The sequence below is a fragment of the Pseudomonas sp. PARCl1 genome (assembly GCF_947311875.1).
In the GTDB taxonomy this organism is placed as follows: Bacteria; Pseudomonadota; Gammaproteobacteria; order Pseudomonadales; family Pseudomonadaceae; genus Aquipseudomonas; species Aquipseudomonas juntendi.
Genome location: NZ_CAMZMX010000038.1, coordinates 31,183 through 54,068 on the forward strand (window position 1 = coordinate 31,183; position 22,886 = coordinate 54,068).

The 22,886-nt window shown below is 60.7% G+C and carries 19 protein-coding genes and 6 tRNA genes; 8 read left to right on the forward strand and 17 right to left on the reverse strand.

What is annotated here, in order from left to right; genetic code table 11:
• Position 1: 1 nt before the first annotated feature.
• Positions 2-280 (reverse strand): hypothetical protein, encoded by a 279-nt coding sequence (locus tag QME24_RS18565; RefSeq protein WP_003259403.1) that lies wholly within the window; start codon positions 278-280, stop codon positions 2-4.
• A gap of 178 nt (positions 281-458) precedes the next feature.
• Between QME24_RS18565 and QME24_RS18570 the strand changes: the two genes are divergently transcribed.
• Complete coding sequence (locus tag QME24_RS18570) at positions 459-1,499, forward strand: patatin-like phospholipase family protein (protein WP_054905356.1); 1,041 nt, start codon at positions 459-461, stop codon at positions 1,497-1,499.
• A gap of 66 nt (positions 1,500-1,565) precedes the next feature.
• Here QME24_RS18570 and QME24_RS18575 read toward each other — a convergent pair whose 3' ends face one another.
• The 13 genes from QME24_RS18575 to QME24_RS18635 all read right to left on the reverse strand — a co-directional run bounded on the left by QME24_RS18575 (position 1,566) and on the right by QME24_RS18635 (position 11,475).
• Positions 1,566-3,437, reverse strand: a complete 1,872-nt coding sequence (locus tag QME24_RS18575; protein WP_009683829.1) for a SurA N-terminal domain-containing protein — start codon at positions 3,435-3,437, stop codon at positions 1,566-1,568.
• A 180-nt stretch (positions 3,438-3,617) separates the two neighbouring features.
• On the reverse strand, positions 3,618-3,890 hold the full coding sequence (gene hupB, locus QME24_RS18580; RefSeq protein WP_009683828.1) for a nucleoid-associated protein HU-beta: 273 nt from the start codon (positions 3,888-3,890) through the stop codon (positions 3,618-3,620).
• A 152-nt stretch (positions 3,891-4,042) separates the two neighbouring features.
• Positions 4,043-6,439, reverse strand: coding sequence for an endopeptidase La (gene lon, locus QME24_RS18585; protein ID WP_009683827.1), 2,397 nt, complete (start codon positions 6,437-6,439; stop codon positions 4,043-4,045).
• 163 nt (positions 6,440-6,602) lie between these two features.
• Complete coding sequence (gene clpX / locus QME24_RS18590; RefSeq protein WP_009683826.1) at positions 6,603-7,886, reverse strand: ATP-dependent Clp protease ATP-binding subunit ClpX; 1,284 nt, start codon at positions 7,884-7,886, stop codon at positions 6,603-6,605.
• A 108-nt stretch (positions 7,887-7,994) separates the two neighbouring features.
• On the reverse strand, positions 7,995-8,636 hold the full coding sequence (gene clpP / locus QME24_RS18595) for an ATP-dependent Clp endopeptidase proteolytic subunit ClpP (protein ID WP_009683825.1): 642 nt from the start codon (positions 8,634-8,636) through the stop codon (positions 7,995-7,997).
• A gap of 92 nt (positions 8,637-8,728) precedes the next feature.
• Positions 8,729-10,042: a trigger factor gene (gene tig, locus QME24_RS18600; RefSeq protein WP_029884960.1), complete on the reverse strand. Its 1,314-nt coding sequence runs from the start codon at positions 10,040-10,042 to the stop codon at positions 8,729-8,731.
• A gap of 247 nt (positions 10,043-10,289) precedes the next feature.
• Positions 10,290-10,589, reverse strand: a complete 300-nt coding sequence (locus QME24_RS18605) for a DUF6388 family protein (RefSeq protein ID WP_009683823.1) — start codon at positions 10,587-10,589, stop codon at positions 10,290-10,292.
• Between the two features lie 196 nt (positions 10,590-10,785).
• Positions 10,786-10,861, reverse strand: a tRNA-His gene (locus tag QME24_RS18610).
• A 36-nt stretch (positions 10,862-10,897) separates the two neighbouring features.
• Positions 10,898-10,982: transfer RNA gene (locus tag QME24_RS18615), tRNA-Leu, on the reverse strand.
• Between the two features lie 51 nt (positions 10,983-11,033).
• A tRNA-His gene (locus QME24_RS18620) sits at positions 11,034-11,109 on the reverse strand.
• Positions 11,110-11,145: 36 nt separating this feature from the next.
• Positions 11,146-11,230: transfer RNA gene (locus QME24_RS18625), tRNA-Leu, on the reverse strand.
• Positions 11,231-11,281: 51 nt separating this feature from the next.
• Positions 11,282-11,357 (reverse strand) — tRNA-His (locus tag QME24_RS18630).
• Positions 11,358-11,398: 41 nt separating this feature from the next.
• Positions 11,399-11,475 (reverse strand) — tRNA-Arg (locus tag QME24_RS18635).
• 270 nt (positions 11,476-11,745) lie between these two features.
• Between QME24_RS18635 and folD the strand changes: the two genes are divergently transcribed.
• From folD to QME24_RS18655, 4 genes are all read left to right on the forward strand, one after another.
• On the forward strand, positions 11,746-12,600 hold the full coding sequence (folD, locus tag QME24_RS18640) for a bifunctional methylenetetrahydrofolate dehydrogenase/methenyltetrahydrofolate cyclohydrolase FolD (RefSeq protein WP_009682641.1): 855 nt from the start codon (positions 11,746-11,748) through the stop codon (positions 12,598-12,600).
• Positions 12,601-13,027: 427 nt separating this feature from the next.
• Positions 13,028-14,338, forward strand: a complete 1,311-nt coding sequence (locus QME24_RS18645; RefSeq protein WP_009682642.1) for a C4-dicarboxylate transporter DctA — start codon at positions 13,028-13,030, stop codon at positions 14,336-14,338.
• Between the two features lie 44 nt (positions 14,339-14,382).
• Positions 14,383-15,087, forward strand: coding sequence for an FCD domain-containing protein (locus QME24_RS18650; protein ID WP_009682643.1), 705 nt, complete (start codon positions 14,383-14,385; stop codon positions 15,085-15,087).
• 16 nt (positions 15,088-15,103) lie between these two features.
• Positions 15,104-15,772 (forward strand): GntR family transcriptional regulator, encoded by a 669-nt coding sequence (locus QME24_RS18655; RefSeq protein ID WP_054905976.1) that lies wholly within the window; start codon positions 15,104-15,106, stop codon positions 15,770-15,772.
• An 86-nt stretch (positions 15,773-15,858) separates the two neighbouring features.
• Here QME24_RS18655 and QME24_RS18660 read toward each other — a convergent pair whose 3' ends face one another.
• The gene (locus tag QME24_RS18660; protein WP_009682645.1) at positions 15,859-16,287 is read right to left on the reverse strand and encodes a PACE efflux transporter; all 429 of its coding nucleotides are present in this window, start codon (positions 16,285-16,287) and stop codon (positions 15,859-15,861) included.
• Positions 16,288-16,388: 101 nt separating this feature from the next.
• Between QME24_RS18660 and QME24_RS18665 the strand changes: the two genes are divergently transcribed.
• From QME24_RS18665 to QME24_RS18675, 3 genes are all read left to right on the forward strand, one after another.
• Positions 16,389-17,267, forward strand: coding sequence for a LysR family transcriptional regulator (locus QME24_RS18665; protein WP_280091448.1), 879 nt, complete (start codon positions 16,389-16,391; stop codon positions 17,265-17,267).
• A 142-nt stretch (positions 17,268-17,409) separates the two neighbouring features.
• Entirely contained in the window at positions 17,410-19,296 is a 1,887-nt protein-coding gene (gene mcpA / locus QME24_RS18670; protein WP_192439890.1) for a methyl-accepting chemotaxis protein McpA, read from the forward strand.
• A 132-nt stretch (positions 19,297-19,428) separates the two neighbouring features.
• Positions 19,429-20,214, forward strand: coding sequence for a sulfite exporter TauE/SafE family protein (locus tag QME24_RS18675; protein WP_009682648.1), 786 nt, complete (start codon positions 19,429-19,431; stop codon positions 20,212-20,214).
• Here the strand turns inward: QME24_RS18675 and QME24_RS18680 are convergent.
• A complete protein-coding gene (locus tag QME24_RS18680) occupies positions 20,196-20,756 on the reverse strand; it encodes a histidine phosphatase family protein (RefSeq protein ID WP_192439889.1) in 561 nt (186 codons plus the stop codon). The two genes, QME24_RS18675 and QME24_RS18680, sit on opposite strands and share 19 nt — an antisense overlap.
• 49 nt (positions 20,757-20,805) lie before the next feature.
• Positions 20,806-22,614, reverse strand: a complete 1,809-nt coding sequence (locus QME24_RS18685; RefSeq protein ID WP_192439888.1) for an ABC transporter ATP-binding protein/permease — start codon at positions 22,612-22,614, stop codon at positions 20,806-20,808.
• Between the last annotated feature and the right edge of the window lie 272 nt (positions 22,615-22,886).

The window sequence follows — 22,886 nt, forward strand, 5'->3', positions numbered from 1 at the left end:
ATCAACGCCCGGCGCGGGACTCACGAATGTAGAAGCGCGCCTTCTCGGCTTTGCGCGTGCAGCTTTCATAACCTTCGAACTGCTGCTGGGTTTTAGCACCGGTGAGTAACGACAAAGCCTTGGAATAACTCACGGCGCCGGCAAAGCCTTCGGCCTTGGCCAGGTCAAGCTCCTTCCAGGCGGCATCCAGCTGGGTCGCACAACTTTCTCGGTAGGCCGTCTTGCCTGCGCAGCCGGCAAGGGCCAGAGCAATCAGGGGAAGGCAGATCCAGGCTTTCATCGGTGATACCTCAAGGAAAAAAACGGTGGCATTTCGACGCCCCGGCAGTTCAAAAGTGCCCTGCCCGGCCGGCTTTGCCAAAGCGGTTTTACTACAGTAGCTGCACACAATCTACATTGAAGCAGAGGCAACGATGGGTGCATTGTAGGGGCATGATGGCACTGGCCGGGGAAAGTTGATGAGTAAACGCGTGGCACTGGTACTGGGTTCGGGCGGGGCTCGAGGGTATGCGCACATAGGCGTGATCGAGGAAATCGAGCGCCGGGGTTACGATATCGCCTGCATCGCTGGCTGCTCCATGGGTGCAGTCATCGGTGGCATCTATGCCGCCGGCAAGCTGGACGAGTACCGCAACTGGATCGAGAGCCTTGATTATCTGGATGTGCTGCGCCTGGTGGATGTCAGCTTTCGCCTGGGCGCCATCCGCGGTGACAAGGTGTTCGGGCAGATCCGCAAGATCGTCGGCGAGATCAATATCGAGCAACTGCGCATCCCCTACACGGCGGTTGCCGCCGACCTGACCAACCAGCAGGAGATATGGTTTCAGGAGGGCTGCCTGCACCAGGCCATGCGCGCCTCGGCGGCCATCCCCAGCCTGTTTACACCGGTAATGCAGGGCAACCGTATGCTGGTTGATGGCGGTATCCTGAACCCGCTGCCGATCGTACCGGTGGTGTCCAGCCATTGCGACCTGATCATCGCGGTCAACCTCAACGCCACCAACCAGAAGCAGTACCAGCTGCCGGTGATCGAACGCCCGGCGGCGTTCAAGATGCGCTTCGATGCCTTGCTCAGTTCATTGGGCGCACACCTGCCGTTCCGGCGCAAACCGGCCGAAGAATTGATCCGCATCGAACAGGAAATCGTCGCTGAAGGGCTGGCACAGCCCAACCCATGGCAAAGCGAAGCCGCCAGCCCGGGCACACAGCAGCCGGCGGCTGCGCCAGAGCGCGAAGGCGCGCCGAAGTCGGCTACCGGTTCGTTCATCATCGACAACGTGGGCCCAGCCTCGCTGCTGGACTTGATCAACCAGAGTTTCGAGGTCATGCAGACCTCATTGGCGCAGTACAAGATCGCCGGCTATCCGCCGGATGTGCTGATCAACGTGCCGAAACGGGTATGCCGGTTCTTCGAATTCTACAAGGCGCCCGAGCTGATTGCCCTGGGGCGGGAGATCGCGCGGGACACGCTGGATAATCATGAAGGGGTGAAGCGCTAGGCCGGAGCAGGCAGCAGAAACAGAACGGGCCGCACTAGGCGGCCCGTTCGTCATGCAGCGATCACGTCAGTAACGGGTGATGTCGGCATTGGCTTCCAGCTGCTTGCGGTAGGCCGCGAAATCTTGCTGGCCGGCACGCGAGGCGAGGTAGCGGCGAATCTGCTGCTTCTCTTCGTCGGTGGCGGTAGTGCCTTCGTTGACGCCCTTGAGCTGCAGCACCACCAGGCTACCGTCACGCAGCACGACGCTGCCATACACCGGCTTGTCCTTGGCTTGCGGTTTCGCCAGGCGGAACAGCGCCTGCAGTTCCTCAGGATCGATGCCTTCCTCACCGCGGGTCACGGCTTCGTGGGTTTTCCAGCCCTGGCCCTCATGCACACTGCCAGCAGCAATGGAACCGTCGCGCAGGCCGGCGATCAGCTTGTCCGCCTTGGCCTTGAGTTCGGCCGTGGCCTTCTCCTTGGCCAGGTGCTGGCGGATATTCTGGGCCACTGCCTCCAGCGGCAGTTGCTCAGGCTTGCGGTGCTCCTTGACGCGCAATACCACGGTGGTTTCCGGGTCGAGCTCGATGGCGGTACTATTGGCCCCCTCGTCGAGTACTTCTTCGGAAAACGCAGCCTGCACCACCGAACGGTTGGCAGTAATGCCTTCGCCGCCTTCGCGACCGAATGGTGCAGAGGTGTGGACCTTGAGGTTCAGGTCCTGGGCCGGCTGGGCCAGGTCGGAAGCCTCATAGGCAGCATCCTGCAGCTGCTTGCTGGCATCCACGTAACGCTGCTCGACCAGCGGGGTCTTCAGGTCACGGGTAAGCTTGTCCTTCAGGCTGGCGAAGCTCGGCACCTCTGGCGCCTGTACGCCCAACAGCTTGATCAGGTGGTAACCGAACTGGGTACGCACCGGCGCCGATACCTGGCCATCCTGCAGCTTGTACAGCGCCTCTTCGAAGGCCGGGTCATACACACCCGGGCCGGCGAAACCAAGGTCACCACCGTTGCCGGCCGAACCCGGGTCCTGGGAGAACTCCTTGGCCAGGGTGGCAAAGTTCTCACCCTTGGCCAGGCGCTGCTCGATCTCTTCAGCACGGGCCTTGGCCTGTGCGTCGCTGACCTTGTCGTTCACTTCGATCAGGATGTGCGCCGCGTGGCGTTGCTCGGCGAGGTTGGCGATTTCTTTCTCGTACTGGGCCTTGAGCTCTTCGTCGGTCACCTTGACCTGGTCGAAGTACGCAGACTTTTTCAGCTCGATGTAGTCGATCACCACCTGGTCAGGCGACATGAACTCCTTGGCGTGCTGGTCGTAGTGCGCCTTGACCTCGGCGTCGCTGACCTTGACCGCGGCCGGGTCGGCCTTGAAGGTCAGGGAGGCGAAGTCGCGGGTCTGCTTCTCGAGGCGGGCGAAGGCATCGACTTGCTGGTCGGTGACGAAGCTGCTGCCGGCCAGGCCGGTGCGCAACTGGCCGATGAGCATTTCCTCGGCCAGCATGTCGCGGAACTGCATGCGGCCATAACCCATCTGGCGAATGACCTGGTCGAAGCGGTCGGCGCTGAATTTACCGTCTACCTGGAACTCCGGCGTTTGCAGGATCACCTGATCCAGCGCGGCATCGGAGAAGGCAAACTTGGCGTCTTCAGCCCCCTGCAGCAAGAGCTTGCGGCTGATCAGGCCCTTGAGGGCCTCTTCACGCAGCAGTTTTTCATCCAGCAGCGCTGGGTCGAAGTCCTTGCCCAACTGTTGCATCAGCTGGCGGCGCTGCATGTCGGCCGCCTGGCTCAGCTCGTTCTGGCTGATGGTCTGGCCGTTTACCTTGGCGGCGTCCTGGCTATGTGTGGCGGCCTGAAAAATGGCTTCGAAACCGGTCAACGCCATCAATACGACGATTAGGCCGATGATGGACTTGGCAATCCAACCTTGTGAATTGTCCCTGATATTTTGCAGCATGCGTCCCCCAGAAACGGCTGTACCACTGCGTCGACAACCGCGGAGCGTGGGTAGAATCCTGATAAAAGAAAGGCGCATCCGAGGATGCGCCTTTGCTTAGCAAACGTGTCAGGCGGGAACGTTTGCGCCCCGCCATCAGCGTGCTCGGACCAGGCCTGGCCGGGTCCGGCTGAAGACGACTTAGTTGACGGCGTCTTTCAGGCCTTTGCCTGCCTTGAAACCTGGAACCTTGGCGGCTGCAATCTTGATCGCCTTGCCGGTTTGTGGGTTACGGCCAGTGCGCTCGGCGCGCTCTTTGACCGTGAAGGTTCCGAAGCCAACCAGAACGACGTCGTCGCCTGCTTTCAGGGCACCGGTTACGGAGTCGATCACAGCGTCCAGAGCCTTACCTGCAGCAGCTTTGGAAATGTCAGCCGATACGGCGATAGCGTCAATCAGTTCCGACTTGTTCACTCTAAGTCCCCTTATTTCTCTATTGAGTTTGTTTCTAAGTATGTAATGGAAAGCTTACGAAACGTACGTTGGGAGGCTTGTTGACAATAACGAGCCGCTTTATAGCAAGGCCTCGAAAAAACTGTCAAGGAAAGCCTCCCAGCCAAAAACCACTAATGCGTGCTGATTCTTTCCTTGGCATCGCTGTCGCGCTTTTCTTCTTTCGCGACGATCTCGGGAGCCACATCTGGCAAGGGCTCCGGGGCGTATTGCAGCGCAATTTGCAGGACTTCGTCAATCCATTTGACGGGTTTGATCTGCAGATCCTGTTTGATATTTTCCGGAATTTCCTTCAGATCGCGAACGTTCTCCTCCGGAATGATGACCGTCTTGATACCGCCCCGGTGTGCTGCCAGCAGTTTTTCCTTCAACCCGCCAATTGCCAGCACCTGGCCGCGCAAGGTGATTTCACCCGTCATGGCGACATCAGCGCGCACCGGGATCTGCGTAAGGGCCGAGACCAACGCCGTGCACATGCCGATACCGGCACTCGGGCCGTCTTTCGGTGTGGCCCCTTCGGGCATGTGGATGTGCACGTCGTGCTTCTCGTGGAAGCCGGCGGCTATACCCAGGCTGTGGGCGCGGCTGCGCACCACGGTTTGCGCGGCAGTGATCGATTCGACCATGACATCGCCCAGCGAGCCCGTCTTGATCAGTTGGCCCTTGCCCGGGATAACCACGGCTTCGATGGTCAGCAACTCGCCGCCCACCTGGGTCCAGGCCAGGCCGGTAACCTGGCCGATCTGGTCTTGCTGCTCGGCCAGGCCGTAGCGGAACTTGCGCACGCCCAGCAGGTGCTCCAGCTGTTCGCTGGCCACCTTGACCTTGACCTGCTTCTGCCCGGTATGTTCCTTGACCACTTTACGGCAAACCTTGGCGATCTGCCGCTCCAGGCCACGCACACCGGCTTCACGGGTGTAGAAGCGGATGATGTCGCGAATCGCCGAGACATCGACCTCCAACTCGTCTTTCTTCAAGCCGTTGGCCTTGACCTGCTTGGGCACCAGGTACTTGATGGCGATATTGATCTTCTCGTCCTCGGTGTACCCCGGCAGGCGGATGATTTCCATGCGGTCCAGCAGCGCCGGTGGAATGTTCATCGAGTTCGAGGTGCACAGGAACATGACGTCCGAGAGGTCGTAGTCGACCTCCAGGTAGTGGTCATTGAAGTTGTGGTTCTGCTCCGGATCGAGCACTTCGAGCAACGCCGAGGCAGGGTCGCCACGCATGTCGCTGCCCATCTTGTCGATTTCGTCGAGCAGGAACAGCGGGTTGCGTACACCCACCTTGGTCATCTTCTGGATCAGGCGGCCCGGCATCGAACCGATGTAGGTACGACGGTGACCACGGATCTCGGCTTCGTCACGCACCCCGCCCAGTGCCATGCGCACGAACTTGCGGTTGGTGGCGGTGGCGATCGATTCGGCGAGCGAAGTCTTGCCGACGCCGGGTGGGCCTACCAGGCACAGCACAGGACCACGGATTTTCTTCACCCGTTTCTGTACGGCGAGGTACTCGAGGATGCGCTCCTTGACCTCTTCCAGACCATAATGGTCGGCATCAAGGATTTCCTCGGCCTTGGCCAGGTCCAGGCGGACTTTGCTCTGGGCCTTCCACGGCACCTGCACCAGCCAGTCGAGGTACGAGCGCACCACGGTGGCCTCGGCTGACATGGGCGACATCTGCTTGAGCTTGTTGAGCTCAGCCTGGGCCTTGGTCAAGGCATCCTTGGGCAGGCCGGCAGCTTCGATGCGCTTTTTCAGCTCTTCGACTTCGTTGTGGCCTTCGTCACCATCGCCGAGCTCTTTCTGAATGGCCTTCATCTGCTCATTCAGGTAGTACTCGCGCTGGCTGCGCTCCATCTGCTTCTTGACCCGACCGCGAATGCGCTTTTCCACCTGCAACAGGTCGATTTCGGCATCCAGCAGTGCCAGCACGTGCTCCACGCGGGCGGTGAGGTCGACAATTTCGAGGATTTCCTGCTTCTGCTCGATCTTCAGGGCCATGTGCGCAGCCATGGTATCGACCAGCCGCCCTGGCTCTTCGATGCTGTTCAGCGACGACAGCACTTCGGCAGGGACTTTTTTACCCAGTTGCACATACTGCTCGAACTGCGACAGTAGCGTGCGCACGAAAACTTCCGACTCGCGCTCGGCGGAGTCGGTTTCGTCGATCAGCGAAACTTCGGCACGGATGTGCCCTTCCACTTCGGTGAAGCGCTCGACGGCGCCACGCTGTTCGCCTTCGACCAGCACCTTGACGGTGCCATCAGGCAGCTTCAACAGTTGCAGCACGGTGGCAACAGTACCGACACGGTACAAGGCGTCTTCGCCAGGGTCATCATCGGCTGGGTTTTTCTGGGCCAGCAGGAGGATCTGCTTTTCGCCCGTCATCGCGGCCTCAAGGGCTTCAATGGACTTTTCACGCCCCACAAACAGCGGGATAACCATGTGCGGGTATACAACGACATCGCGCAATGGCAAAAGAGGCAAGTCGAGGGTGGTCTTCATGATTTCGCCTCTACAGCGGCCTTGTGGCCGGAAACCGGTGGAAATGATGCTTGGACCTAATGTGGGGGCAGGCTTGGGAAATTACAAGCATTAGCACAGGAAAAGCATGAAGGGGCCCGTAGGCCCCTTCATGCTTGCAACCACAAACTGGCATTTGCCTGTATCAGGCGTCTGGCGCAGCCTTGGCTTGCGGCTCAGTGTTCTCGTAGATCATCAGCGGCTGCGAAGTGCCGTCGATGACGCTCTCGTCGATCACTACCTTGCTGACATCCTTCTGCGAAGGAATCTCGTACATGGTGTCGAGCAGCACGCCTTCGAGAATAGAACGCAGGCCACGGGCGCCGGTTTTGCGCTCCAAAGCCCTGCGTGCCACGGCCTTGAGCGCATCGCTGCGGAACTCCAGGTCGACACTTTCCATCTCGAACAGCTTGGCATACTGCTTGGTGAGGGCGTTCTTCGGCTCGGTGAGGATCTGCACCAATGCAGCCTCGTCGAGCTCGTCCAGGGTAGCCAGAACCGGCAGGCGGCCGACGAACTCCGGAATCAGGCCAAACTTGACCAGATCGTCCGGCTCGACCTCACGCAGGGACTCGCCAACCTTCTTGCCCTCTTCCTTGCTACGCACTTCAGCGCCGAAACCAATGCCACCTTTGGTGGAACGGTTCTGAATGACCTTTTCAAGGCCCGAGAACGCGCCACCGCAGATGAACAGGATGTTGCGGGTATCAACCTGCAGGAACTCCTGTTGCGGGTGCTTGCGCCCCCCTTGCGGCGGTACCGAGGCCACGGTGCCTTCGATCAGCTTCAACAGCGCCTGCTGCACGCCCTCGCCCGAGACGTCACGGGTGATGGACGGGTTGTCCGACTTGCGCGAGATCTTGTCGATTTCGTCGATGTAGACAATGCCCATCTGGGCCTTTTCCACGTCGTAGTCGCACTTCTGCAACAGCTTCTGAATGATGTTCTCGACGTCTTCACCCACATAACCGGCCTCGGTCAGGGTGGTGGCGTCGGCAATGGTGAACGGTACGTTCAACAGGCGTGCCAGGGTTTCGGCGAGCAGGGTCTTGCCCGAGCCAGTAGGCCCGATGAGCAGGATGTTGCTCTTGCCCAGTTCGACTTCGTCACCCTTCTTGTCACGCTGGTTAAGGCGCTTGTAGTGGTTGTACACCGCTACAGCCAGCACCTTTTTCGCGCGCTCCTGACCAATGACGTACTGGTCCAGGATGCCGCTGATTTCTTTCGGCGAAGGCAATTTGTGCGCGCTGCTCTCGGCCTGGGCTTCCTGCACCTCCTCACGGATGATGTCATTGCACAGGTCGACGCACTCGTCGCAGATAAATACCGAGGGCCCGGCAATCAATTTGCGCACTTCGTGCTGGCTTTTGCCGCAGAAGGAGCAATAGAGCAATTTGCCGCTGTCCTCGCCGTTACGGGTGTCAGTCATTCGATCGATCCAATCCGGTAGGCTTGCAACACAAGATGAAGGCAATTGCGGGCTTTTTCAAGTCCGCAGGTGGACGCTTCGCGCACCCACCTGCTCTGACCCCCCGGTTCAGGAGGCCAGTTGCCGCTTGTCGTAGACCGAGTCGATCAGACCATACTCGGCTGCGCGCGAGGCGCTCATGAAGTTGTCACGTTCGGTGTCACGCTTGATGGTCTCCAGATCCTGGCCGGTGTGGTAGGCCAGCAACTCGTTCAGGCGCGCCTTGATATTGAGGATTTCCTGGGCATGGATCTCGATATCGGTCGCCTGGCCCTGGAAGCCGCCCAGCGGCTGGTGAATCATCACGCGCGAGTTCGGCAGGCAGTGACGCTTGCCCTTGGCACCTGCGGCCAGCAGGAAGGCGCCCATGCTGCAGGCCTGGCCGATGCAGATGGTCGAGACGTCCGGCTTGATGAACTGCATGGTGTCGTAGATCGACATGCCCGCGGTGACGGAGCCGCCCGGGGAGTTGATGTAGAGATGGATATCCTTGTCCGGGTTTTCCGCTTCGAGGAACAGCATCTGCGCTACGACCAGGTTAGCCATGTAGTCTTCAACCGGGCCAACCAGGAAAATCACTCGCTCCTTCAACAGGCGCGAATAGATGTCGTACGCACGCTCGCCACGGGCGGACTGCTCGATAACCATCGGGACCAGGCCGCCTGCGGCCTGGATGTCAGAGCTCTGCTGAATATAAGAATTGCGGGACATGTCCTGCGCTCACTCCCAAATAGTCATGGCTTGATAACGCACAAGCCAGCTCGAAGGCTGGCTTGTGGGGTTTTCCTACGAGAGAAAACGTATTACTCAGCTTCGGCAGGTGCCTGGGCTGGTTTTACGGCATCTTCGTACGAGACCGACTTGTCGGTCACAGTAGCTTTCTGCAGAACAGTATCTACAACTTGCTCTTCCAGCACAACCGAACGCACTTCGTTCATTTGCTGGTCGTTCTTGTAGTACCAAGCGATGACCTGCTCAGGCTCCTGGTAAGCCGAAGCCATTTCTTCGATCATCTCGCGAACCTTGGCATCGTCCGGCTTGAGCTCGAACTGCTTGACCACTTCGGCGACGATCAGGCCCAGCACTACGCGGCGCTTGGCTTGTTCTTCGAACAGCTCGGCAGGCAGCTGGTCAGGCTTGATGTTGCCACCGAACTGCTGAACAGCCTGGACGCGCAGACGGTTGACTTCGTTTTCCAGCAGGGCCTTCGGCGCTTCGATCGGGTTGGCGGCCAGCAGACCGTCCATGACCTGGTTCTTCACCTTGGTCTTGATTGCCTGGCGCAGCTCACGCTCCATGTTCTTGCGAACTTCGGCGCGGAAGCCTTCCAGGGTCGATTCCTTGATACCGAACTGGGCGAAGAACTCTTCGTTCAGCTCAGGCAGCACAGGGGCCGAAACGCTGTTGACGGTGATGGTGAACTCGGCGGCTTTGCCGGCCAGGTCCAGGTTCTGGTAGTCCTCAGGGAAGGTCACGTTGACAACGCGCTCTTCGCCAGCCTTGGCGCCCACCAGACCGTCTTCGAAGCCCGGGATCATGCGGCCGGAACCCAGTACCAGCTGGGTGCCTTTGGCAGAGCCACCGGCGAACGCTTCACCGTCGACCTTGCCAACGAAATCGATGTTGACCTGGTCATCGTTCTGCGCGGCGCGCTCGACAGCCTCGAAGCGAGTGTTCTGCTTGCGCAGCACTTCCAGCATGTTGTCCAGGTCGGCGTCGGCCACTTCGGCGCTCAGGCGCTCGACGTTGATCGACTCCAGGCCGGAAACGGTGAACTCCGGGAACACTTCGAAGATGGCGACGAACTCCAGGTCCTTGCCTTTTTCGAACGACTTGGGTTCGACGGATGGGGCACCTGCAGGGTTCAGCTTCTGCTCAACGATGGCCTCATAGAAGGAAGCCTGGACCAGATCACCGAACGCCTCCTGGCGTGCATCGGCTTCGAAGCGCTGACGGATCACGCTCATTGGCACCTTGCCTGGGCGGAAGCCGGCAACCTTGGCGCGCTTGGCAGTCTGTTGCAGACGCTTGTTGACTTCGTTCTCGACGCGCTCGGCCGGAACGGCGATGGTCATGCGGCGCTCGAGAGCGGAAGTGTTTTCAACAGAAACTTGCATGGATATTCCTCGTTGCACAGACGTTAGCCGGCGTTAGCCCGACTCCAGAATCAAGGGCAAGCATTCTAGTGAGTCGCGCGGCAGAAGTCACCCCACACGGGACGACGGGAAACCACGCCGGTCGATTAGCTTTCAAGGCCCGCACGGCGTGCCGCCGGGCCTCCTTCATCAAGAGCGGCACCCTGCCCATGGCGCAGTGCAGCCGTAATAACTTGTCAAACAACTGCCAGTGGCGAATTCGCTGCCTTTATTCAGGGTCGATTTCGTTGAACTGACAGTATTCTTCCCACTCCAGGCCCAGCGCCTCGGCGACCTCGCGGTGCGTTTCAAGGCGCATGGCCCGCAACTGTTCCGGGCTTTCGGCGATCAGTTGCAGCGCCAGCTCCCAGGGCTGCAGCCCCTGCTCCTGGGCCGCATCTTCGAACGCCCACTCGATTTGCTGGGCCTGCTCGCGCGCATCCAGCTCGCGAATCTCCTCGAGCAGCTGCGGGTTGGCGTCGGCAAAGCGCTGCAGCGCCAAGGCCTGACGGGCTTCTTTTGCAATCATCGGGCTGTTCCTCTGCCGGCCAACGGGGCCGGTGCTTCAACCGGCTGAAATCTAACAGCTTTTATTGGGCTGCCACCAGAGCATTGCAAGGGGGGAATCACGAAGATTTTGTGCTGAACCGTGCAGTGCCCGCATGACGGAGCAATGAAAACAAAAAAGGCGCCTGATCTCACGACCAAGGCGCCTCTTTAAAATATGGGGTGGACGATGGGAATCGAACCCACGACAACTGGAATCACAATCCAGCGCTCTACCAACTGAGCTACGCCCACCATAGTGCGGTGTTACGGTACAACCTTACAAAAACATGGTGCGGACGAAGAGACTCGAACTCTTACAGCTTGCGCCGCTGGAACCTAAATCCAGTGTGTCTACCAATTTCACCACGTCCGCGTAACGCTTAAAACAAAGGCGCCAGATGCTATCGAGGCGCCTTCGAAAATATGGGGTGGACGATGGGAATCGAACCCACGACAACTGGAATCACAATCCAGCGCTCTACCAACTGAGCTACGCCCACCATAGTGCGGTGTTACGGTACAACCTTACAAAAACATGGTGCGGACGAAGAGACTCGAACTCTTACAGCTTGCGCCGCTGGAACCTAAATCCAGTGTGTCTACCAATTTCACCACGTCCGCGTAACGCTTAAAACAAAGGCGCCAGATGCTATCGAGGCGCCTTCGAAAATATGGGGTGGACGATGGGAATCGAACCCACGACAACTGGAATCACAATCCAGCGCTCTACCAACTGAGCTACGCCCACCATATTGCATTACAGCCAACTTGCTTGCCAAAGCTGCCTAATGGCGCACCCGGCAGGACTCGAACCTGCGACCATCCGCTTAGAAGGCGGATGCTCTATCCAGCTGAGCTACGGGCGCTTAAGCTTCAAGCCTAACCGAACAAGTATTTAACAGCTAACTGCCAAACGACCCATTCTGCCCGACTTAGCCAACCAGTGCTAGGCTGTGCCCGACAAGTGCGGCGAATCTTATAGGCGACCCCGAAAGTCGTCAACACCTTTTTCAAAAAAATTTAAATTATTTAAGGGCTTAGGGGATTTGCCCGACCACCCGCCTTTGCCCTTCGCCCATGTCGTGCGAGAATGCGCGCTCTTTATTGTTTCCTTCTCGATGGTTAATCACGCGTCTATGACTGCACACCTAATCGATGGCAAGGCAATCGCCGCCAGCCTGCGCCAGCAGATCGCTCAACGTGTCGTGGAGCGTCGCCAGCAAGGCCTGCGTACGCCGGGCCTGGCGGTGATCCTGGTCGGCACCGACCCCGCCTCCCAAGTCTATGTCTCGCACAAGCGCAAGGACTGCGAAGAGGTCGGCTTCATTTCGCAGGCTTTCGACCTGCCCGCCGAGACCACGCAAGAAGCCCTGACCGAGCTGATCGACCGTCTTAACGACGACCCGGCCGTCGACGGCATTCTGCTGCAGTTGCCGCTGCCGGCGCACCTGGAGGCGTCGCTGCTGCTCGAGCGCATTCGCCCTGACAAAGACGTGGACGGCTTCCACCCGTACAACATCGGCCGCCTGGCCCAGCGTATTCCGCTGCTGCGCCCGTGCACACCAAAAGGCATCATGACCCTGCTGGAAAGCACCGGCCAGGATCTGTACGGCATGAACGCCGTCATCGTCGGCGCTTCCAACATCGTTGGCCGCCCAATGGCCATGGAGCTGCTGCTGGCCGGCTGCACCGTGACTGTATGCCACCGCTTTACCAAGGACTTGGCCGGCCATGTAGGCCGCGCCGATCTGGTGGTGGTGGCCGCAGGCAAGCCGGGCCTGGTCAAAGGTGAGTGGATCAAGGAAGGCGCCATCGTGATCGACGTGGGCATCAACCGCCAAGCAGATGGCAAGCTGGTCGGCGATGTGGTCTACGAGACTGCCCTGCCCCGCGCCGGCTGGATCACCCCAGTACCGGGCGGGGTTGGGCCAATGACCCGGGCGTGCCTGCTGGAGAACACGCTGTACGCGGCGCAAGAGCTGCACAAGTAAAATTCGCACCTAGCGAAAACGGCACCTCTGGCAGGTGCCGTTTTTTTTTGCCCGGCTCGAGGGCCCGGGCTTGATGCAAAGAGAAGAAATGGCGACCGCAAGGCGGGATTGGCAGGTAGCTTGCATTGGCCGTAGGGGGCGGGCCCTGCTCGAATCAGGTTCAAGGGTATCACCGGCACCGGGGGCGTGTTCGCTCACGCGCCCTGCTCAATCATGAACTTCCCGCTGCGCACCGAACTAGAGCGCGGCAGGCCCACTCGCCCCATAACTGGTCAGACCGGTAAGGCCAAAAATCCTTGCAAAGAACGATTTTTCGCGCTTTTATGGCCTGGCGCTGAACAAACCGGTAAGACCACAATAATTAAGTCCTGCGCTCTTTCGCCCCGTGCGGCTACCGAAGCAAGGACACCGATCTGAGACTTCTCCCATGCTCAAATGGTGCTCGCGTTCGATATTCCTGCAAGTCGTGCTTGGCCTTGCCCTCGGCATTGCCTGCGGCCTCAGCTTCCCCGACCTTTCGCTACAACTCAAACCCCTAGGCGACGGCTTCATCAAGCTGATCAAGATGCTCATCGGCCTGATCGTGTTCTGCGTGGTGGTCAGTGGTATCTCGGGCGCGGGCGACCTGAAAAAGGTCGGGCGCATCGGCTTGAAGTCGGTAATCTACTTTGAAGTGCTGACCACCCTGGCGTTGGTGATCGGCCTGGTATTCGCCTTCAGCAGCGGCATCGGCAGCGGCGCCAATATTCACCTGGACCAACTGTCCAGTGCCGATGCCAGCAGCCTGGCCGAGCGCGGTCAACACATCCATGGCGCCGCAGCGTTCTTCATGGACCTGATCCCTACCTCGGTGATCGGCGCCTTCGCCGACAACAACATCCTTCAGGTGCTGCTGTTTTCGGTGCTGTTCGGCAGCGCATTGAACCTGGTGGGCGACTCGGCCGCCGGCATTTCGCGGCTGATCAACGAACTAAGCCATGTGATCTTCCGCATCATGGGCATGATCGTGCGCCTCGCCCCGATCGGTGTATTCGGTGCCATCGCCTTCACCACCAGCAAGTACGGCCTGGAATCGCTGCAGCACCTGGGCGGCCTGGTAGCGCTGTTCTACCTGACCTGTGCAGGCTTCGTGCTGATCGTGCTGGGTACCGTGATGCGCCTGTCGGGCCTGAAACTGTTGCCACTGATCAAGTACCTGCGTGAAGAGCTGACCATCGTGCTGGGCACCGCCTCTTCCGACGCCGTTCTGCCGCAGATCATGCGCAAGCTGGAACACCTGGGCATCGGCAGTTCCACGGTGGGGCTGGTGATTCCCACCGGCTACTCGTTCAACCTGGACGGTTTCTCCATCTACCTGACGCTGGCCATCGTGTTCATCGCCAACGCCACCGGCACCCCGCTGGAGATGACTGACCTGCTGACCATTCTGCTGGTGTCGCTGGTAACTTCGAAAGGCGCGCACGGCATCCCTGGCTCGGCGCTGGTGATCCTGGCGGCCACGTTGACTGCCGTACCGGCGATTCCGGTTGTCGGCCTGGTGCTGGTACTTGCGGTGGACTGGTTCATGGGCATCGGCCGGGCACTTACCAACCTGATCGGCAACTGTGTAGCCACCGTGGCGATTGCCCGCTGGGAAAAGGACATCGACCTGGAGCGTGCCAACAACGTACTGGCAGGCAAACCCGGCTTTGCCCCGTTGCCACGCAAACAGCCCAATGCCCACCAGCAGGAATTCTGAGCGAACGTGGCCGGCACTGATGCCGGCCCTTCAAGGAGCGAACCGTGATCAGCTCATCGACCGTCGTCAATTCAGTGGTGGAAAAACTCCGCCAGGCCCTGGCCCGCGGCCAGTGGCGCAGCGGCGACATGCTGCCAGGCCAGCGCGAGCTGGCTGAACAACTGGGCATCAGCCGGCCCAGCCTGCGCGAGGCGGTAACCGTGCTGGAAACCCTGGGCCTGGTGCGCGCGCTGCCGGGCAAGGGTGTACTGGTGCTGGATGCCGAAGCTGCCGCCCTGGAACCGGGGCTGGATACCAGCGCCGCCGCCAGCCTGGCTGACGTACTGGAACTGCGCTACACCCTTGAACCGTTCATCGTCGGCCTGGTGGCACAATCGGCCAACAGCCAGGATGTTGGCCAGTTGCGCCTCACCCTGATGGACATGCGCGAAGCGCTGGAGGCCGATGACAGCGAAGCTGGGGTCAGGGCCTATATCGCTTTCCATGAGGCCCTCTTCGCCCTGACCACCAACCCGATCTTCCAGAGTGTCGTGCAGCAGACCGGCAACGCCCTTAAACAGAGCGCCGACATGCTGCGCAACTCACCGGAGCATCTGGCTGCAAGGCTGAAGGAGAACGAGGCCGTGGTACGCGCCATTCGCGAACGCAACAGTGCCCTGGCCAGTGCCCAGATGCGCCAGCACATCCTGGCCGAGGGCGCGCGCATGGGCATCCCGCTGAACATCCCGGATGAACACCTGCATCCATGACCAGAGGAGAGCGACCATGAACGCCGCCCCCCACTTGCCTGCCCTGCTCGCGGCCGGCGAAACCCGCCTGTCGGCCGAGCAAATCTACCCACGGCTGTTCGACGCCATTCTCGAGCAGCGCCTGCCCCCCGGCAGCCTGCTGCCCGAGCAGGCGTTGGGCCAGGCGTTTGGGGTCAGCCGTACCGTGATCCGCCGCGTGCTCGGGCGCCTGTGTGACCAGCAAGTGGTGGTGCAGCGCCCTAGCCACACCGCGCACCTGGCAGCCCCCGACCCCGAGCAGGCGCGGCAGGTGCTCAGTGCCCGGCGGCTGGCGGAGACCACCCTGATCACCCTGGCCGCGCAGCGCGCCCGCCCTGCGCAGATACGCCAACTGCGCCAGTTGGTTGAACGTGAGCGCCAGCACCATGAAAGTGGCGAGCGTTGCGCGGCGATCCGCCTGGGTGGCGAGTTCCACCTCAAACTGGCGCAAGTGGCGGCCAATGCGCCCCTGGCACGGTTTCTCAACGGCCTGGTGCCGATGACCTCGCTGATCATTGCCCGCTACGAGTCGCCGTGCTGCGAACATTGTGCGTGGGAAGAACACGCGGCGATCATCGATGCCGTGGAGCAAGGCGATGCCGAGGCGGCATTGGGGCTGATGCACACCCACCTCGACCGGCTGGAAGAGAAACTCGACCTGGCGTAGCCCGCGCCCAAGGGCCAAGCCCGCTGCTGACGGCCATGCACCGGTCCAGCAGCGGGTGTGCCAGGCGGTGGCCTGTAGCGCCCGAGTCAAGCCTTGGCCATGGCCGAGGTCGGTAAGCCGAAGATCCGGTCAAACACCCAGTTGTAGGCGAAGGTGTAGCAAGGGATCAGCACAATGAACGCCATGTCCACCAGCAGTGCCTCTACCAGTGTCATGTCCAGCCACCAGGCAATCAGCGGGATCAGATACACCACCAGGGTCAGCTGAAAGCCGACCGCATGCGCCACCCGTCGCGCCACGCTGCGGCCGCGCTTGGCCTGGCGGCTTTCCCAGCGCTCGAACAACGTGTTGAAAATCAGGTTCCAGAGCATGGCAATGGTAGTGATCATCACCGCCAATGGCCCGGTATGCGACGCCTGGGTCTCTGACAGATAAGCCAGCCCGAGGGTCGACATGCTCAGCCCTATCAGCTCATAGCACGTCACGTACACCAGCTTGCGCTTCAAACCCTGCACCTGCATTTCCCTCCAATCCCAATAACGAAGGGCGCGATAATGCTTCACCTCGCTTGACAGCAAAAGTCAGCAGCTGTCAGATCTACTGACAGGAGGCTGCCATGAACTTTTCCAGCGACAACATCCAGCTGTTTCTTGCCGTGCTCGACCGCGGCTCGTTCTCCGCCGCCGCTCGCGCCCTCAAACGGGTCCCGTCGGCGGTCAGCATGGCCATTGGCAATCTGGAAGCGGAGCTGGGATACAGCTTGTTCGAACGCGGGCCCCGCGAAGTTCGGCCTACCGCCCGGGCCTTGGCCCTGGAACCGCACGCCAGGCTGATTGCCGAGCAACTCGGGCTGTTGCAAGTCCATGCCTTGGAGCTCTCACAGGGGCTTGAAAGCAGCCTGACGCTGGTGGTGGTGCCGGACATCGATCACCGCCCGTTGCTGGCGGCTATCGCCGACCTCGGTGTGCGCCACCCATTGCTCGATATCGCTTTGCTCAGCGCCCCGCAGGAAGAGGCCCTGCACTTGCTGGACAGCGGCCGCGCCGATCTTTGCGTGGCCTTCGCTGGCCTGCAGGTGGATGCGCGCCGGGGCTTTCAGCACATCGGTATGGAAGCCTTGGTAGCCACCCTCGCCCCTAGCCACCCGGCGCTGCGTGAAGCACGCATCCACTACCTCGAAGACCTGACCCGGGTGCGCCAGATCCTCGTGCGCAGCCGGGACCTGCCGCTGGCCGATCCACGCCCGCTGATCGGCGCCACGCACTGGTCGACCGACAGCTTCGACCTGGCCCTGCAGATGGTCGAAGCCGGCCTGGGCTGGGGCGACCTGCCGTTGTCTCGGGTAGCCCCACTGCTGGCAACCGGGCGCTTGGTGCGCCTGGCCTTTCGTAATACGCGCAACGAGTTGCAACTGCCGGTGCATATCCTGTGGCGCAAACAACAGCCACTGCAGCAAGCGGCGAGGTTGCTGATAGAGCAACTGGCCAAGGGCTGAGTGCCGTCTGTCGAAAGGTCTGTAAGAAATTACTGTAAGTACTTCAATGTTTTACCCCCCGAGCCGATATCCCGGTCGATAGGCCCCGCAGAACGTCATAAGCGCGCTGCGTCCTCCCCACATTGGCTCAAGGTCTCGAAACATGAACCTGAAATTTCGCCACAAGATCCTGCTCAGTGCCTGCGGCGTCGTGGTCCTGGCATTCGCCCTGTTCACGCTTTATAACGACTACCTGCAACGCAACACTATCCGCCAGAACATAGAAGCCTCGGTGCAGCAGGCCGGGGCCTTGACCGCCAGCAGCGTGCAAAACTGGATGAGCGGCCGCATCCTGGTGCTGGAAAACCTGGCCCAGGATATCGGCCAGCAGGGTGCCGGCGAGACCCTGGCCGGGTTGATCGAGCAACCCTCCTACACCCGCAACTTCCTGTTCACCTACCTCGGTCAGGCCAACGGGGTGTTCACCCAGCGCCCGGACGCCCAGATGCCTGCCGGCTACGACCCACGGCAACGGCCCTGGTATGCAGCGGCGGCCAATGCCGGGCAAACGGTGCTGACGCCACCGTACCAGGGTGCGGTCGGCGGCCTGATGGTCACTATCGCCACCCCGGTGAAAAGCAAGGCCACGGGGGAAATGATCGGTGTGGTTGGCGGTGACCTGACCCTCGATACCCTGGTGGAGATCATCAACTCGGTGGATTTCGGTGGGCTCGGCCACGCCTTCCTCGCCGATGCCAATGGCCAGGTGATCGTCAGCCCGAACAAAGACCAGGTCATGAAAAACCTGAAGGACATCTACCCCGGCAGCGACCTGCGCGTCGCTGCCGGCATGCAGGATGTCACCCTGAACGGCCAGGACCGGATCATTTCGTTCGCGCCGGTCGCCGGGCTGCCTTCGGCCCAGTGGTACATCGGCTTGTCGATCGACAAGGACAAGGCCTACGCCGCACTCAGCCAGTTCCGCACATCGGCCATCATCGCCATGCTGATTGCCGTGGCGGCCATTGCCGGCCTGCTGGGCCTGCTGATTCCACTACTGATGCGCCCGCTGACCACCATGGGCCGTGCCATGCGCGATATCGCCGAGGGTGAAGGCGACCTGACCCGCCGTCTGGTGGTGCAGAACCAGGACGAATTCGGCGAACTGGCAACGTCGTTCAACCGCTTTGTCGAACGCATTCACGCCTCGATCAGCGAAGTGTCGTCGGCCACCCGCCTGGTGCATGACCTGTCGGAGAAAGTGGTCAGCGCGTCGAATGCGTCGATCAGTGGCTCCGAAGAGCAGAGCATGCGCACCAACAGCGTGGCCGCAGCCATCAACGAACTGGGCGCCGCGACCCAGGAAATCGCGCGCAACGCCGCAGATGCCTCGCAGCATGCCAGTGGTGCCAGCGAGCAGGCCAACGGTGGCCGGGAAGTGGTGGAAGAAGCGATCAACGCCATGACTGCGCTGTCGCAGCGCATCAGCGAATCGTGCGCACAGATTGAAACGCTCAATGCCAGCACTGATGAAATCGGCAAGATCCTGGACGTGATCAAAGGCATCTCGCAGCAGACCAACTTGCTGGCGCTGAACGCTGCGATCGAGGCAGCACGCGCGGGCGAAGCGGGTAGAGGCTTTGCCGTGGTGGCCGACGAGGTGCGCAACCTGGCCCACCGGACTCAGGAATCGGCAGAAGAAATCCACCGCATGATCACCAGCCTGCAAGTCGGTTCACGCGAAGCGGTGCACACCATGAACACCAGCCAGGTGTCCAGCGAGCAAACCGTGCAAGTGGCCAACCAGGCCGGTGAACGGCTGGCCAGCGTCACCCAGCGTATTGGCGAGATCGACGGCATGAACCAGTCGGTGGCCACCGCTACCGAAGAGCAGACCGCCGTGGTCGAAAGCCTCAACCTGGACATTACCCAAATCAATGCGCTGAACCAGCAAGGGGTGGAGAACCTTAATGAAACCCTGCGCCACTGCGATCAACTGGCGCAGCAGGCCGGCCGCTTGAAGCAGCTGGTGGGGAGTTTCCGGATCTGAGAAGCCGGGGGCGCCCAGCGCCCCCATCTTTACGCGGTTATAACCTAATAACGAACAAGTCTATTTGGCTATAAAAAAATCTATATGCTGGCTGCATCCGATAACGGGCAATGTTGGGCGGTCGAGTAGCGTATGGATGTAGGTTCTTTTGGTTTCACCATTGCGGGACTGGTCGTGGGTTTCATCGTCGGTATGACCGGCGTCGGTGGCGGTTCGCTGATGACCCCGATCCTGTTGTGGTTCGGTATCAACCCGGCGACGGCCGTCGGCACCGATCTGCTCTATGCCGCCATCACCAAGGCCAGTGGTGTCTGGGTGCATGCACGCAACAAGAACATCGACTGGAAGATCACCGGCCTGCTCAGCCTCGGCAGCGTGCCTGCGGCCGCATTGACCCTGTGGTTCCTGAGCACCCTGCATACCGACACATCGGCGCTCAATGCCATCATCAAGCAAGGCCTGGCGGTGGTGTTGATCCTCACCGCGTTGGCCATTCTGTTCAAGTCGCGGCTGCAGGCTTTCGCCAGCCACCATGCCGGCGATCACTACCACCTCAGCGCAGGTACCCTGAATACCCTCACCGTGCTGACCGGCGTGGTGCTGGGGGTGATGGTGACCCTGACCTCCATCGGCGCCGGCGCCCTGGGTACCGTGGCGTTATTCCTGCTGTACCCGTTTCTGGTCACCCGTCGCCTGGTCGGTACGGAAATCGCCCATGCCGTGCCGCTAACGCTGGTGGCAGGCCTTGGCCATGCCGGCATGGGCAATATGGACTGGTCGCTACTGGGCTACCTGCTGCTGGGTTCTCTGCCGGGCATCTACCTGGGCAGCCACCTCACCGGGCGGATCTCCGACCGCGTGCTGCGTCCGTGCCTGGCCGCCATGCTGTTGTTGATCGGCTACAAGCTGGCGTTCTGAACCTCACCCAGGCGCAGCCGCCACTGCCCGGTATGGCTCAGTTCCAGGCGTGACAGCGGCAACACATCGATACGCTGCCCGGCACTCATCGGGCAGCCCAGTACCTGCACCAGCACGGCACGCATGACCTGCGGATGGGTTACCGCCAGCCATTCACCCGGCCTGTCGAAAGCCGCCAGCCAGGCGGCCATCCGCTGGCACAGCGCAGCGAACGACTCCCCGCCATGCACGTTACTGGCTGGCTCCTGCAACCAATCGGCCAACGCTTCTGGCTGCTCGGCCTGCAACTGCTTCAGCGCCATGCCCTGCCAATGCCCGAGGTCGCAATCGGCCAAGGCGGGCTCGACATGCACCGTGCTCGACAACCACGCCGCTGTTTCGCAGGCGCGCCGCTCTGGCGCCGTCAGCAACTGCACCGCTGGCAGGAGAGGCGCCGGCGGTTGCGAAAGCGGCAGGATGCCGTCTTCAGCGCAGTGCAGGCGCCCGGTCTTCTGGGCCTGAGTCAGGGCATGGCAAATAAGGGTCAAACGGGTAGCTTTCATCAAGTGCCTCGGGTGGCGGGCTGGTGCACAGTGCTTGGCATGCTGAACACTATGCCAGCGCAGGCGCCTGCGCCACCAATGACCAACCGCCACGCCCATCCACCTCCAGCCGGTGAGTATGAAAACCTGCCAGGGTGCTGCGGTGCCCGACACTGAGCAACAGTGCCCCAGGCATTTCCGAGCGCAGCAGCGCATACAGGGCATGCTCGAGCCCCTCATCCATCGCTGAGGTGGACTCATCAAGAAACACCACCTGCGGCCGGTTGAACAGAACCCGGGCAAAAGCCAGGCGCTGCTGCTCGCCCACCGACAGAATATGCGCCCAATCGCAGCTGACCTCCAGGCGCTCGGCCAGGTGCCCAAGATTGACCTGGTGCAGTACCTGCTGCATACGCGCCTGATCCTCGGGCTGCCCCACCGCCGGGTAGGCAATGACCGTGCGCAGGTCCCCCAAAGGCAAATAGGGACGCTGCGACAGGAACAGCGCCTGATGGCCCAGTGGGCGCCGCACCTCCCCTTCGGCATAGGGCCACAGGCCGGCCAGGGCGCGTAGCAGGGTAGTCTTGCCGCTGCCTGAAGGCCCCTTGATCAACAGCGCCTGGCCAGCTTGCAGGCTCAGGTTCAGATCAGTGATCAGGGCGTGTCCATCCGGGCGCAGCACTTTCAGGTCGGCAATCTGCAGCGCATGGGCCTGCTCCGCGGTGAGTACCCGCGGCAATACCCTTGCCTGCGCGTTGGCATCGAGAAAACCGGTCAGACGGTCCAGCGTAGCCCGGTACTGCGCGAATGCATCGTACGATTCACGAAAGAACGACAGTGCATCCTGCACCTGCCCAAATGCCTGAGACGTTTGCATGACGTCACCCAGCTTGATTGCCCCGCTGAAGAAGCGCGGTGCCTGCAGAATGAACGGGAACACGACTGCCACCTGGCTGACCCCCAGGTTGAAACCACTGAACTTGAGGTTTCGGAATACCAGCGCCCAGGCATTCACGATCAGTGCCGCGAAGCGCCCCAGCAAGGTGCCCCGCTCAACCTCGGCACCTTGGTAGAAAGCGACATTCTCGGCATTCTCACGCAGGCGCATCAGCGCATAGCGGAAGTTGGCGGTGAGCTTTTCGTTGAGGAAGTTCAGGCGAATCAAAGGCTGGCCCAGGCGGAAGGCGATCCAGGTGGCGACGACCACATACAGGTACACGGCAAACACCATCGCCCTGGGAATTTCAACACCGGCCACGGCCAACGGCGCTGACAACCCCCAGAGGATCCCGGTGAACGCCACCAGGGACACCAGCGCACTGACTGCCCCCAAGGCCAAGGACAGGGAGTTGCTGACGAAGGCGTTTACGTCCAGCTCGATACGCTGGTCGGGGTTGTCGATCGGTTCAGCAAGAAATTGTCCACGGTAGTAAGCATCACCGTGCATCCAGTCACGGGTCAGGCGCTCGGTCAACCATACCCGCCAGGTGATGCTGAAGGCCTGGTTCACATAGAAAGAGCACAGCGAGCGCAGCACATGGATGCTGGCCAGCACGGCGAAGACCCCGAGCAGGTACCAGAATGCCCCTTGGTCCAGCCCCTGCAAAGCGCTGTAAAACCCGTTGTACCAGAACGAGAACAGCACATTGAGGCGTACGGAAAACAACGTCAGCACCAGCAGCAACGCAAACACCAGCAGTGGCCGCCAACTGCGTTTATAACTGAAATAAGGCCCCGCAAGTTGCCAGAACTGGCTGCCCCAGCGGGTGTAGCGTACGGCCAGAATAGCGGCGGCTGTGAAGCCGACAAAGGTGATGAACGAGGCGATTGCCAGCCAACTCAGGCTCTCTTGCAAGGCCTGGTGCCAGTTCATGTCCATGGTGAATGTCCGTGCTGAGTATTTCCGCGAGCGTAGCACTGCCCTATAACGCTTCAGGCATACATGACGTACATTTCATGAAAGCTGGCTGGCACGGGCTGCGCCCGTGTTCGCGGGCACGCCCGCTCCCACAGGGATTGTTGTGAGGCCGGGGGCCTTTTGGGGAGCACAAAGACAAAACCCCTACCTGCATGCGCAGATAGGGGTTTTGCGAAATGAATCTTGACGATGACCTACTCTCACATGGGGAAACCCCACACTACCATCGGCGA